The sequence below is a fragment of the Agromyces larvae genome (assembly GCF_022811705.1).
In the GTDB taxonomy this organism is placed as follows: Bacteria; Actinomycetota; Actinomycetes; order Actinomycetales; family Microbacteriaceae; genus Agromyces; species Agromyces larvae.
The window spans coordinates 3,748,150-3,760,698 of the sequence record NZ_CP094528.1 but is presented as its reverse complement, the minus strand read 5'-3'; the positions used below and the strand labels follow the sequence as shown (position 1 = coordinate 3,760,698).

Sequence of the window (12,549 nt, the reverse complement as noted above, 5' to 3'; positions counted from 1 at the left end):
CTCAGGTCTCCCGCACGACCTTCCAGACCGCCTGCTGCCCGTCCTTCGCATCGACCGTGCCGACCTGCTCGAACCGCATCGCATCCCCGACGCCGTCGCGCACGCCCTGGCTCACGAAGATGCCCGGCTCCCCGGTGACCGCCTGCACCCGGTGCGCGAGGTTCACCGCGGCACCCCACAGGTCGTAGGCGAGGCTGGTCCGCCCGACGAGGCCCGCCGTCACCGTGCCCGTCGCGATCCCGGTGCGCATCGCGAGCTTCGCGTCGTTCTGCGCGTCGAACCGCTCGACGACGTCGTGCAATTCGACCGCGAAGTCGACGGCCCGGCGCACGTTGTCGATGCGCGGCACCATGAGTCCCGAGCTCGCGAGGTACCCCTCCCGCAGCGGGCGGACCTTCTCGACGCCGATGCGCTCGGCCGCCTCGTCGAAGCTGCGCACCAGTTCGTCGAGTCGCGACACGCCGGCCTCGCCGCCCAGGGCGTCGGCGAAGTCGTCCCAGCCGACGAGCTCCGCGTACACCACCGAGACATCCTGGTGCTCTTCGGCGATCGCATCCTCGCCCTTGCGATACCGCTGCGCGACCGACGCGGGCATGAGCGTGAGCAGCAGCTTGTCGTAGTCGGCCTTCTGCTGCTCGATGAGCTCCTGCTTCACGCGCAGGCTCTTCGCCATGTCGTTGAACGCCGAACCGAGGTCGCCGAACTCGTCGCGCGTGTTCGACTGCACCCGCACGTCCAGATCTCCCGCGGCGACGCGGTGCACGGCGTCGCCGAGCCGGCGGATGGGCCGGGTGAACGCCTGCGCGAGCAGCAGCGCGAGCAGGCTCACGACGAGCATGATGCCGAGCGTGGTGAGCACCAGGGTGCGGGTGAAGTCGTCGACCGGCGCGAAGGCCTCGCTCGCCTCCATGCGCGCCACCATCACCCACTCGACGTCGGCCGCGTCGAACGGCGCGTACGCGACGAGGCTCGTGCCGCCGATGTACTCCTGGCTCGACATGACGCCGGTGCCGCCGGCCAGCGCCGCAGCGACCGCGGGCGACGACGCCGGCTGCAGCAGCACGGTGCTGCCCGCCGCGACGACCCGCTCGGCGACGCGCGGCGGCGTACCGCGGTCGATGACCCGTTCGGCGTACGTGCCGGGATCCTCGATGAGCGGCCGCGAGTTCGAGCGCATCAACCCGTCCGCGCCGACGAGGTACACCTCCCCGGTCTCGCCGAGCCCCTGCTGCTGCCAGCCCTCGTCGCCGGTCATGACGTCGTCGATCGTCGCGATCGGCACCTGCACGGCGAGCGCCCCCGTGATGTCCCCCGCGTCGCCCACCGGGGACACCGCCCACGCGGTGGGCACGTCGAGCGACGGCACATAGGGTTCGAAGTCGGTCGTCGCGACCGTCGTAGTGCTGCCCGACCGCAGCGCGTCGCGATACGCGTCGGCGAGCGCGGTGCGCTCGAACGGCCCGCTCTGCAGGTCGGTGCCGAGGTCGATGCCCTTGTCGACCGTGTACACCACCCGGCCGCGATCGTCGATGAGCAGCACGTCGACGTACCCGAAGTTGTCGACGAGCCGCGTGAAGTAGTCGTGGAACCGAGCGTGCACCGCCGACCAGGCGCTGCCGTCGCCCGCGTCCTCGACGGCGGTGGCGACCGTCTGGTCTTCGTACGGATCGGTCGGGACGGTGTACCGCAACTGCAGGTACTGCCCCGCGGGGCTCGACGGGATCAGGGTGCGCGCGTCGAACGTGTCGTCCGATCGCTCCTCGAGCTTCGGCACGAACGAGGTCTGGTACCAGTCGAGCAGCCGCTGCGCGTCGGCCTCCGAGATCTCGGTCTGCTCGAGGTCGGCGAACGCGCCGTTGAACTCGACCGACGCGATCTCGGCGCTGGCGTTCGCCGCGGCCACCCGGACGCCCGCCTCGAAGTCGCGCAGGGTGCGCCGCAGTTCCGCGCTGCGGAACTCGCGGATCGTGGTCAGCTCGTCGTACGCGGCGGCCCGCAACGAGTCGCGGCCGCTGATCCAGCCGATGACGCCGACGACGAGCGCCGACAGCAGGCTGGTCGCCAACAGGATGACGAGCAGCTTCGACTGGATGCTGATGCCCCGACGGCGCCGGCGAGCAGACGTCGCCGCAGGCGGAGCGGATGCCTCGACCGCCGGTGCGGCACCCGTGGCGGGCGCGAGCTGGTCTTCCATGGCGGGCGTCCCCCTCCGACCGCGATGTTCCTCACGATAGCGAGACATCCGCGGCGGGGCCACCGGAAGCGGAAGCCCGCCTCAGTTCGCGGGCACCTCGGGCCGGTCGGCCTGCTCGCGGTACAGCGACGCGTAGACGCCGCCCGCGGCGAGGAGCTCGGCATGGCTGCCCCGTTCGACGATGCGCCCGGCGACCACGACGAAGATGACATCGGCGGATGCCACGGTCGAGAGCCGGTGCGCGATCGCGATCGTCGTGCGGCCCTTCGAGGCGTCGTCGAGCGCGGCCTGCACCACGCGTTCGCTGATGGTGTCGAGCGCGCTGGTCGCCTCGTCGAGCAGCAGCACGGCCGGATCCTTCAGCAGCACCCGCGCGATGGCGATGCGCTGCTTCTCGCCGCCCGACAGCCGGTAGCCGCGCTCGCCGACCACCGTCTCGTAGCCGTCGGGGAACGACGCGATCGTCTCGTGGATGTTCGCCGCCCGGGCGGCGGCCTCGAGTTCGGCGTCGGTCGCGTCGGGCTTCGCGTACCGCAGGTTGTCGGCGATGGTGGCGTGGAAGAGGTAGGTCTCCTGGCTCACGATGCCGATGTTCGACACGAGCGAGGTCTGCCGCAGGTCGCGCACGTCGACCCCGGCGAAGCGCACCGAACCCCCGGATGCCTCGTACAGCCGCGGCACGAGGTAGGACACGGTGGTCTTGCCCGCGCCCGACGGCCCGACGAACGCCGCGTACTGCCCGGGTTCGATCGTGAACGACACATCGTCGAGCGTCGGCCGCTCCTCGGCCCCCTGAGCTTGTCGAACGGCGGCATCGGGATACCGGAACGAGACGTGCTCGAACTCCACTCGCCCCAGCGCAGGACCGATCGGGACATCCGTCGCCTGCGGAGCATCCGTGATCGAAGGCCGCAGATCGAGGTACTCGAAGATGCGCGCGAAGAGCGCGCTCGAGGTCTGCAGATCCAGCGCGACCCGCATGAGCCCCATCAGCGGGAACAGCAGCCGGGCCTGCACCGTCGTGAACGCGACGATCGTGCCCGCCGTGATGTCGGCGATGCCGCCCGTGATGAGCCAGCCCGCGATCAGGTACACGATCGCCGGGATCGCCGACATGAAGATGTTCACCATCGCGAAGAACCACTGGCCGGTCATCTGCTGGCGCACCTGCAACCGGATCTGGTTGCCGTTCTCGTCGGCGTAGCGGTCGATCTCGCTCTGCTGGCGGGTGAAGCTCTTGGCCAGCAGGATGCCCGACACGCTCAGCGTCTCCTGCGTGATCGCGGTCATCTCCGACAGCGACTCCTGCGTCTTCGCCGCGATCCGCGCCCGCACCTGCCCGACCCGGCGCTGCGCGATCACCATCACCGGCAGCAGCACCAGCGCGATGAGCGTGAGCTGCCAGTTCAGCAGCAGCATCGCCACGAACGCGCTGATCACGGTGACCGTGTTGCCGAGCACGCTCGACACCGTGTTGGTGAGCACGGATGCCACGCCGCCGACGTCGTTCTGCAACCGCGACTGGATGACGCCCGTCTTCGTGCGGGTGAAGAAGCTGAGCTCCATCGCCTGCAGATGGCTGAAGAGGCGCACCCGCAGGGCGCCCATCACCTTGTTGCCGACGTTCGCGGTGAGCCAGGTCTGCCATACGCCGATGAGGGCGGACACGACGAAGACGGCGATCATGGCGACGACGATGCCCGCGAGCACCGGCAGGTTCGGCCCGGATGCCTCGCCGCCCGCGTCGACCGGGAACAGCCCGTCGTCGAACGCCCGCTGGGTGAGCAGCGGCGGCACGACGCTGAGCGCCGCTCCCGCGAACACCAGCACGACGGTCGTGATGAGCGCCGCCCGGTGCGCCGCGAACAACCCGGCGATGCGGCGGACCAGGTGCGGGATCCTCGGCGCGCCGGCGTTCATCGCGCGCTGCGCCTCCTCGTCGGCCGTGCCGATGCGGCGGCCTCCGGCGCCCCCGCCGCCCATCGCGCGCGCAGCGCTCCCGCGCCCGCCGCCGCCGTGCATGCTCATGCCCTCGACCCTACGCCGCACCCCCCACCCACCCGCCTGCCCACCCGCCCGCCCGCCCGCGTGCGTGCGTGCGTGCGTGCGTGAACGCAATTCAGGAGCGGAGGCGTGTCGCGGCATCGACACGCCGAGCCGCCACGCGACACGCCGAGTGCGAACCTGAATTGCGTACGGGGAATTGCGTACGGGGCATTGCGTACGGGGAATTGCGCGCGGGGGGTTGCGTGCGGGGAACGGTGTGCAGGGGGTGGGAGTTCTCCTCCCCAGGCGCATCGGCTCCGCCGTCGTTCCACAGAATGCGCGACGCGCCCCCTCCAGGCCGACCGACCGATGAGCCTCGACACGTGGCATCCGGATTCCTCCCCCTGATCAGGCACCTCGCGTCGCTCGATGGCGTCGCGACCACCGCCGAGCTCCGCGCACGGGGCATCCCCGGTCGCACCCTGAGCGCCGCCGTGCACCACGGCGTCGCGCTGCGGGTCCGGCGCGGCTGGTACGCCCTCCCCGATACGGATGCCTCGCTGCGCGATGCCGTTCGTGTCGGGGGCCGGCTCGCGTGCGTGTCGGCCGCGGCGTACCACGGCTGGGCCACACCCGAACGGCACGGGTTGCACGTGGTCGTCCACGAGAACGCCGCCCGGCTGCGCCGCGACGCGCCCCGCGATCTGATCGTGCACTGGGCCTCGCCGGTCGATCGCCCGTCGCGCACGCGACTCGTCACCGACGAGTTCGAGACGGCGGTGCAGGTCGCCCACTGCGTGGCCCCCGAGTTCGCGGTCGCGGCGCTCGACTCGTTCCTGGCCGCCGACCCTCGCCGGGTCGATCAGGTCGAAGCGTGGGTCGCCGCACTTCCGCCGTATGTGGCCGAGGCGCTGCCCCGACGGGAGCCGCTGTGCCACAGCTTCCTCGAGAGCATCGGGCGAGTCCGGCTCGAGCGGGCCGGCATCCGGGGCGAGCATCAGGTCGAGATCGCCGGCATCGGTCGGGTCGATCTCGTCCTCGACGGGCGCGTGGTGATCGAATGGGACGGTCGCACCCACCTCGACCCCGAACAGTACGACGTCGACCGCCGTCGCGACGCCCTGCTCACCTCGATGGGGTATCAGGTGCTCCGGTTCAACTACCGGCTCGTGATGGAGGAGTGGCACGTGGTCATCGCCGCCGTTCGCACGGCACTCGCCCACTGACCCGGCGCCTCCCGGCTCCGTGCCGCGCGCTGCGCCCCACGCGCCCCGTGCTCCGCGCCGCGCGCTGCGCGCTGCGCGTGTACGCAATTCAGGTTCGCGCTCGGCGTGTCGCGGTCACGTACGGCGTGTCGGCCCGGCGACACACCTCCGCACCTGAATTGCGTACCGAGGCAGGAGGGAAAGGCAGGAGGGAAAGGCGGGGGCAGGGGAGACGGATGCCGCGGGCCCCCACCCGCGGCATCCACCTCCCCCTGCCTGGAGCGGCAGTTCGGGTCCGCTACCCCTTCGTCGAGCCTGCGAGCAGGCCGCGGACGAAGTAGCGCTGGAGGCTGAAGAAGACGATCAACGGGATGATCATCGAGATGAACGCGCCGGCCGTCAGGCGTTCCCATTCCTGACCGCGCGAACCGACGAGCTCCGCCAATCGCTGGGTGAGCGGGGCGACGTCCTGTGTGCCGCCCGAGAAGATCAGGGCCACGAGCAGGTCGTTCCACACCCAGATGAACTGGAAGATCGCGAACGACGCGATCGCGGGCGTGGCGAGCGGCAGCACGATGCGGAAGAAGATCTGCCCGTGCGTGGCGCCGTCGACGCGAGCCGCTTCGATCACGTCGTTCGGGATCTCGGAGATGAAGTTGTGCAGCAGGAAGATCGCCAGCGGCAGCGCGAACATCGAGTGCGCCAACCAGACCGGCGCATAGTTCTGCTCGGGGATGATCGGGATCACGTCGTGCAGCCAGGCCTGCATCGGCCGCAGCCAGGTCGAGAAGATCTGCAGCAGCGGCACGAGGGCCATCTGGAGCGGCACGATCTGCAGGGCGAACACGAGGATGAAGATCACGTTCGCGCCCTTGAACTTGATCCAGGCGAACGCGTAGGCCGCCATGGTCGCCAGCACGAGCGGGATGAGCGTGCCGAGCAGCGAGATCGCGATCGAGTTGACGATGTACGCGCCGAGCTGCGGCGACGACTGCGACGGCGAGATCAGCACATCGGCGTAGTTGTCGAGCGTGAACCCGGGGTTCTGGAAGACGGTCCACCAGCCGGTGGTGCGCACCAGGTCGCCCGGGCGGAACGACGAGACGAGCAGCCCGAACGTCGGGATGGTCCAGAGCACCGCGATGATCAGGGAGATGATCGTCGCGGTTCGCGAGGTGAGCCGCTTCTTGACCCGCGCGGTCTTGGTGGGGCCGTACTCGGCCTGCTCGGCGGCCTCGATCGAGCCGAGGTCCTTGCCGACGGGAAGATCGGCTGGGGCGACGCTGCTCATCGGATCTCCCTCTGCTTGCGGAGGATGTTGATGTTGTAGATGACGATCGGCAGCACCAGCACGAAGAGGATCAGCGCCAGCGCCGAGCCCCGCCCGACCTCGCTGGCGCGGAACGCCTGCGTGTACATCTCGTTGGCGATGACCGACGTGTTGAAGTTTCCGGCGGTCATCGTGCGCACGATGTCGAAGACCTTCAGCGTGGCGATCGAGATCGTCGTGAGCACGACCACGAGCGAGCCGCGGATGCCCGGGACGGTGACGTTCCAGAAGCGCTGCCAGGCGTTGGTGCCGTCGAGCTGGGCCGCCTCGATCTGCTCGGTCGGCACGCCCTTGATCGCCGCGCTCAGCAGCACCATCGCGAAGCCGGTCTGGATCCAGATCATCACGACGATGAGCAGGAACGTGTTGAGCGGGTCGGTCTGCAACCACTGCACGGGCTCGCCGCCGAACGCGACCACGATCGCGTTCAGCAGGCCGATCTGCTCGCGGCCGGCCGACTTGTACTCGTACACGAACCGCCAGATGATGCCGGCGCCGACGAACGAGATCGCGATCGGCATGAACAGCACGACCTTGAAGTACTTCTCACCGCGGGACCGGTCGATGAACACGGCGTATGCGAGCCCGATCGCGGTCGACACGGTCGGCACGATGAGCACCCAGATGATGGTGTTCAGCAGCGTGCGCAGCGCGACGGGCTGGGTGAAGGTCCAGACGAAGTTGTCGAGCGTCCAATCGCCGCCGCTGGTCTGGAACGCGAGGATGCTGGTGCGGATCGCCGGGTAGACGAGTCCGATGATGAGGAACAGCAGCGCCGGGGTGAGGAATCCGGCGAGCTGCCAGTAGTCGCGCCCGCGCTTGGGCGCCTTGTCGATGAAGAAGATGAGGAGGCCGATGATCGCGGCGAAGATCGCGAGCCCCATCACCACCTGCAGGATCTTGCCGAGCAGGTCTTCCGTGGTCATCGTGCCTCCCGGGGTCGTCGTCGAGCTCTGGGGGTGACGAGGGGCGGGAACGTCGTCCCCGCCCCTCGATCATGCCGCCCGGCCGACGGATCGGCCGGGCGGCGCGCTGATCAACTCGCGGGCCAGCTGGCCTCGATCGTGTCGATGGTGTCCTGCGTGCTCTGCCCCGTGATCCACGCGACCATGCCCTTCCAGAAGGAGTCGGCGCCGACGGCACCGGGCATGAGGTCGGATCCGTCGAAACGGAACGTGGTCTCGTCGTCCTGCAGGATCTCGATCGACTGCACGAGCAGCTCGCTCGAGGCGACCTCGGGGTCGAGCCCCTTGTTCGCGCTGATGACGCCGCCGAGGCCCACGCGGATGTTCGCCCACGTGTCGCTCGAGAGGTACGCGCGCACGGCCTCGACCTCTTCCGCGTCACGGAACGCGACGGGGAACTCGCCGCCGCCGGTGACCGACAGCGGGTCGTCGGCGTTCACCGGAGGCATCAGGAACGCGAACACGGTGCCGTCGCTGGCCACGGTGTTCTCGTCGCCGCCCTCGGGGTTCCAGAAGGTCTCGTAGAACGAGGCCTGGTGGTGCAGCGAGCACTCGCCGTCGAGGATGGGCAGACCCGCGGTCTGGAACGCCTCGCTGACGATCGTGGAGACATCGCCGATGCCGCCGTTGACCATCTCGTCGTTCCGCAGGATCTCGCCGGCGGCGTCGAACGCCTCGGCCACCTTCGGGTCGTTGAACGGGATGCCGTGCGTGACCCACTGGTCGTACACGTCGGCGCCGTGCAGGCGCAGCATGTAGTCCTCGATCCAGTCGGTGCCCGGCCAGCCGGTCGCGTCGCCGGATTCGAAGCCGGCGCACCACGGCTTGTGGTCGCCCTCGGCGGCGATCTGCTCGCTGAGCGCGGTGAGCTCGTCGAGGGTCTTCGGGATCTCGTAGCCCTTCTCCTCGAACTCGCTCGGCGAGTACCAGATGTAGCCCTTGATGCTCGCCATCAGCGGCGCGGCGTAGAAGGTGCCGTCGACGGTGCCGTACTGCTTCCAGTCTTCGCTCCAGAACTCGTCGACGTTGTCCTCGACGGCCTGCGAAGCGGGGATCAGCCAGCCGCCGGCGGCGAGCCGCTGCAGCAGGCCGGGCTGGGGGACGATGCCGATGTCGGGTGCGTTGCCGCCCTCGGCGAGCACCGCGATCTGGGCCTCGAACTCGCTCGAGCCCTGGTAGTCGATCTCGATGCCGGTGCAGGTCTCGAAGTCGCTCCACGACTCGACGAGGCGGTCGGCCTCGAGGTCGAGGATGGTGCCCGAGATGGTGACGTTCTTGCCCTCGAACGTGCCGTACTGCTCGTAGGGGCCGCAGTCGACGTCGGCGGCGTCCTCGTCTGCGATGTCGCCCGTGCAGGCGGTGAGCGTCAGTCCGACCGCGGCGGCCGCCACGACGGGGACCAGCCATCGGCGATGCCGTGTGAGTCTCATGTCTTCTCCTCGTTGAGTGCAGGACGGGAACCGGAATCGGTTCCAGTTGCCCACGCTAGGACAGGTCGGAGCACCGCTGCAAGGTATGGCGGGTCACGTTTCGGACACTCCTCGCTCGTTCGGCGGATGCAGGGGGAGAGCGCTCTCTGCCCGGATGCATCGGGCAGCCGGGAGACCGCGACGAACGACTGGAACCGGTTCCATGACGAGCCCTTTCGGGGCTATGCTCGCCTTCGAGCGACCCCGACGGAGGGAGACGCGATGGCTGCGATCGGCGACGTCGCGCGCCTGGCCGGCGTGTCGAAGGCGACCGCGTCGAGGGCGCTGTCGGGCAAGGGGCACGTCGCCGACAGCACGCGTCGGCGGGTCGAGCGCGCGGCCGCCGAGATCGGCTACATCGCGTCGCCCGACGCGGCGAGCCTCGTGACGGGGCGCACGAAGAACGTCGGCGTCGTGATCCCGTTCGTGAACGCGTGGTTCTTCGGCGAGGTGCTCGAGGGCATCGAGCGCGCCCTGATCGGGGCGGGCTACGACCTCACGCTGTACAACGTGCCGCCCGGCGGCGACGCGCGGGCGAAGGTGTTCGACTTCTTCCTGGCGCGCAAGCGCGTCGACGCGGTGATCGCCGTCGGCGTCGACCTGGCCGAGCACGAGGTGGCGGTGCTCGATCGGCGCGACAAGCCGGTGCTGTGCCTCGGCGGCCGCGCCCCCGGTGCGGCGCGGCTCGCGATCGACGACCGCGCCGCCGCGCAGCTGGCCACCGAGCATCTGCTGCACCTCGGCCATACCCGCATCGCGCACGTCGCGGGTTCGGGCGCGGCGGCGTCGCCGCACAGCGTGCCCGGCGAGCGCCGGCACGGGTTCCTCGATGCGATGGCCGCCGCGGGGCTCGCGCCCGGCGGGCGGTCGAACATCGTGGAGTCCGCGATGACGATGCCCGGCGGGTACGCGGCTGCGCTGCAGTTGCTGGGCCAGCCGGGGGTGCGCCCGACGGCCGTGGTCGCGTGTTCCGACGAGGTGGCGTTCGGCACCTTGCGCGCCGCCGAGCGGCTCGGCATCGACGTGCCCGGCGAACTCTCGGTGATCGGCATCGACGGCCACGAGTACGCCGAGATGTTCGGCCTCACGACGGTGGAGCAGTACCCCGAGGAGCAGGGCCGGCTGGCGGTGGAGGTGGTGCTCCGGCTGATCGCCCGCGGCGACGACCCCGACCCGCTGCCCGATTCGGGCGCCCCGTTGCCGACCCGGCTGGTCGTGCGGTCCAGCACGAGCCGACCGCGCCGATGATCGCGCGATCACCAGAAACCCCTTTCTGAGCAAACACCCCCATTCTGACCAGCTATTTTGCAGCTAGGGGTTGTGGAATGCGGTTTCCCGCTGCTAGAAAACCAGTCACGTCGAGATAGCGCTTTCTGGCTCGACGCTTCGAGACATCGACGACGATCGACTGGAGGACGCACGTGGCACCCTCGCCCGCGCCATCCGTACCGCCCCCCGCTGCGCACCCGACCACGGGAACCGCCCGATGAGCGCGCTCGGCGAGCTCCGCAGCCTGAAAGGCGCGGGAGGCTCCCGCCAGAAGAAGCAGAACCGCGCCGCCTTCGTGTTCCTCACGCCGTGGTTCCTGGGCCTCGCGATCGTCACCGTCGGCCCGATGATCGCGTCGCTGGTGCTGGCGTTCACGAAGTACAACCTGCTGAGTCCGCCGCGGTTCACCGGGCTGGCGAACATCGAGAAGATGTTCGAGGACGAGCGGCTGCACACCTCCCTCGGGGTGACCTTCCAGTACGTGTTCGTCTCGGTGCCGTTGCAGCTCGCCCTCGCGCTGCTGCTCGCGGTCGTGCTCGACCGCGGGCTGCGCGGGCTCGCGTTCTACCGGTCGGCGTTCTATCTGCCGTCACTGCTCGGGGCATCCGTGGCGATCGCGATGCTCTGGCGGCAGATCTTCGGCGTCGACGGCCTCGTGAACGTCGTCCTCGGCTGGTTCGGCATCGAGGGGCAGGGCTGGATCTCCAGCCCCGACACGGCGCTCGGCACACTGGTCCTCCTGAACGTGTGGACCTTCGGCTCGCCGATGGTGATCTTCCTCGCCGGCCTGCGGCAGATCCCGGCGATGTACTACGAGGCCGCCGCCGTCGACGGCGCCAACCGTCGCCAGCAGTTCTGGCGCATCACGCTGCCGATGCTGACGCCGATCATCTTCTTCAACCTGGTGCTGCAGATCATCCACGCGTTCCAGTCGTTCACCCAGGCGTTCATCGTCTCGGGCGGCACCGGCGGACCGGTCGACTCGACCCTCTTCTACACGCTGTACCTCTACCAGAAGGGGTTCACGAACCTCGACATGGGCTACGCATCGGCGATGGCGTGGCTGCTCCTGCTCATCATCGCCGCATTCACGGCCATCAACTTCTGGGCCTCCAAGTATTGGGTTTTCTACGATGACCAGGACTGACACCATGACCGACCCCGCTCCGCTCACCGAGTCGGTCGTCACCGGGCTCCCCACCGGCGCGGTCCGCGAGCAGCGCCGCCGCCGCAACCCGCTGCGCACGCCCGCCACCAGGATGATCCGCCACGTCTTCCTCATCGTCGCGGCCCTCATCATGCTGTACCCGGTGATCTGGATGGTCGCCAGCTCGCTGCGGCCCAACGACGAGATCTTCCGCGAGCCGGGCATCATCCTCGACAGCTTCGAGATCTCGAACTACACCGACGGCTGGAACGCGCTGACCTACCCGTTCAACGTGTACCTGCTGAACTCGGGGCTCGTCGTCATCGGCAGCATCGTCGGCAACCTGGTGTCATGCTCGCTCGCCGCCTACGCGTTCGCGCGGCTCGAGTTCACCGGCAAGAAGTTCTGGTTCGCCATCATGCTGCTGAGCATCATGCTGCCGATCCACGTGATCATCGTGCCGCAGTACGTGATGTTCTCCCAGCTCGGCTGGGTCAACACCTTCCTGCCGCTGATCGTGCCGAAGCTGCTCGCCACCGACGCGTTCTTCATCTTCCTGATGGTGCAGTTCATCCGCGGCATCCCGCGCGAACTCGACGAGGCTGCGCGCATCGACGGGGCGGGGCATCCGCGCATCTTCCTGCAGATCATCCTGCCGCTGATGGTGCCCGCCCTCGCGACCACCACGATCTTCACCTTCATCTGGACCTGGAACGACTTCTTCAGTCAGCTCATCTTCCTCACCAAGCCGAGCCTCTACACCGTCCCCCTCGCGCTCAATGCGTTCCAGGACGCGCAGAGCTCCACCGACTTCGGCGAGATGTTCGCGATGAGCGTCGTGTCGCTCATCCCGATCTTCCTGATCTTCCTCTTCGGCCAGCGGTTCCTGATCAAGGGCATCGCGACGACGGGGATCAAGTGACCGGCTCCCCCGGTCCGCATCACCACCCATGCACCACGACCACACGCAACCGAAAGGAATGA

Annotated in this window: 9 protein-coding genes; 4 read left to right on the top strand and 5 right to left on the bottom strand. The window is 69.0% G+C overall.

Annotation, left to right across the window (positions count from 1 at the left end; genetic code table 11):
* Position 1: 1 nt before the first annotated feature.
* Together MTO99_RS17850 and MTO99_RS17845 are read right to left on the bottom strand one after the other, a co-directional pair.
* Positions 2–2,194 (bottom strand): adenylate/guanylate cyclase domain-containing protein, encoded by a 2,193-nt coding sequence (locus MTO99_RS17850; protein WP_243555506.1) that lies wholly within the window; start codon positions 2,192–2,194, stop codon positions 2–4.
* Positions 2,195–2,275: 81 nt separating this feature from the next.
* Positions 2,276–4,177: an ABC transporter ATP-binding protein gene (locus MTO99_RS17845; RefSeq protein WP_243559175.1), complete on the bottom strand. Its 1,902-nt coding sequence runs from the start codon at positions 4,175–4,177 to the stop codon at positions 2,276–2,278.
* A gap of 386 nt (positions 4,178–4,563) precedes the next feature.
* On the opposite strand from MTO99_RS17845, the gene MTO99_RS17840 reads away from it, so the two are divergent.
* Positions 4,564–5,406: a DUF559 domain-containing protein gene (locus MTO99_RS17840; RefSeq protein ID WP_243555504.1), complete on the top strand. Its 843-nt coding sequence runs from the start codon at positions 4,564–4,566 to the stop codon at positions 5,404–5,406.
* A 277-nt stretch (positions 5,407–5,683) separates the two neighbouring features.
* Here the strand turns inward: MTO99_RS17840 and MTO99_RS17835 are convergent, their stop codons facing one another.
* The 3 genes from MTO99_RS17835 to MTO99_RS17825 form a co-directional block, all read right to left on the bottom strand.
* Positions 5,684–6,676, bottom strand: coding sequence for a carbohydrate ABC transporter permease (locus MTO99_RS17835; protein WP_243555502.1), 993 nt, complete (start codon positions 6,674–6,676; stop codon positions 5,684–5,686).
* Complete coding sequence (locus MTO99_RS17830; RefSeq protein WP_243555501.1) at positions 6,673–7,641, bottom strand: carbohydrate ABC transporter permease; 969 nt, start codon at positions 7,639–7,641, stop codon at positions 6,673–6,675. Before MTO99_RS17830 ends, MTO99_RS17835 begins: the two co-directional genes overlap by 4 nt.
* Before the next feature lie 110 nt (positions 7,642–7,751).
* The gene (locus tag MTO99_RS17825) at positions 7,752–9,110 is read right to left on the bottom strand and encodes an ABC transporter substrate-binding protein (RefSeq protein ID WP_243555499.1); all 1,359 of its coding nucleotides are present in this window, start codon (positions 9,108–9,110) and stop codon (positions 7,752–7,754) included.
* A gap of 261 nt (positions 9,111–9,371) precedes the next feature.
* Between MTO99_RS17825 and MTO99_RS17820 the strand changes: the two genes are divergently transcribed.
* From MTO99_RS17820 to MTO99_RS17810, 3 genes are all read left to right on the top strand, one after another.
* On the top strand, positions 9,372–10,397 hold the full coding sequence (locus MTO99_RS17820) for a LacI family DNA-binding transcriptional regulator (RefSeq protein WP_243555497.1): 1,026 nt from the start codon (positions 9,372–9,374) through the stop codon (positions 10,395–10,397).
* 238 nt (positions 10,398–10,635) lie between these two features.
* The gene (locus MTO99_RS17815; protein ID WP_243555495.1) at positions 10,636–11,565 is read left to right on the top strand and encodes a carbohydrate ABC transporter permease; all 930 of its coding nucleotides are present in this window, start codon (positions 10,636–10,638) and stop codon (positions 11,563–11,565) included.
* Positions 11,552–12,487 carry a carbohydrate ABC transporter permease gene (locus MTO99_RS17810; protein ID WP_243555493.1) on the top strand — a complete coding sequence of 312 codons (936 nt, stop codon included), beginning with the start codon at positions 11,552–11,554 and terminating at the stop codon, positions 12,485–12,487. Before MTO99_RS17815 ends, MTO99_RS17810 begins: the two co-directional genes overlap by 14 nt.
* The last annotated feature ends 62 nt before the right edge of the window (positions 12,488–12,549 follow it).

Bases quoted from the DNA above. Each gene is read 5' to 3' on its own strand.
- MTO99_RS17850 (WP_243555506.1), bottom strand. From the start codon at position 2,194: ATGGAAGACCAGCTCGCGCCCGCCACGGGTGCCGCACCGGCGGTCGAG.
- MTO99_RS17845 (WP_243559175.1), bottom strand. From the start codon at position 4,177: ATGGGCGGCGGGGGCGCCGGAGGCCGCCGCATCGGCACGGCCGACGAG.
- MTO99_RS17835 (WP_243555502.1), bottom strand. From the start codon at position 6,676: ATGAGCAGCGTCGCCCCAGCCGATCTTCCCGTCGGCAAGGACCTCGGC.
- MTO99_RS17830 (WP_243555501.1), bottom strand. From the start codon at position 7,641: ATGACCACGGAAGACCTGCTCGGCAAGATCCTGCAGGTGGTGATGGGG.
- MTO99_RS17825 (WP_243555499.1), bottom strand. From the start codon at position 9,110: ATGAGACTCACACGGCATCGCCGATGGCTGGTCCCCGTCGTGGCGGCC.
- MTO99_RS17820 (WP_243555497.1), top strand. From the start codon at position 9,372: ATGGCTGCGATCGGCGACGTCGCGCGCCTGGCCGGCGTGTCGAAGGCG.
- MTO99_RS17815 (WP_243555495.1), top strand. From the start codon at position 10,636: ATGAGCGCGCTCGGCGAGCTCCGCAGCCTGAAAGGCGCGGGAGGCTCC.
- MTO99_RS17810 (WP_243555493.1), top strand. From the start codon at position 11,552: ATGACCAGGACTGACACCATGACCGACCCCGCTCCGCTCACCGAGTCG.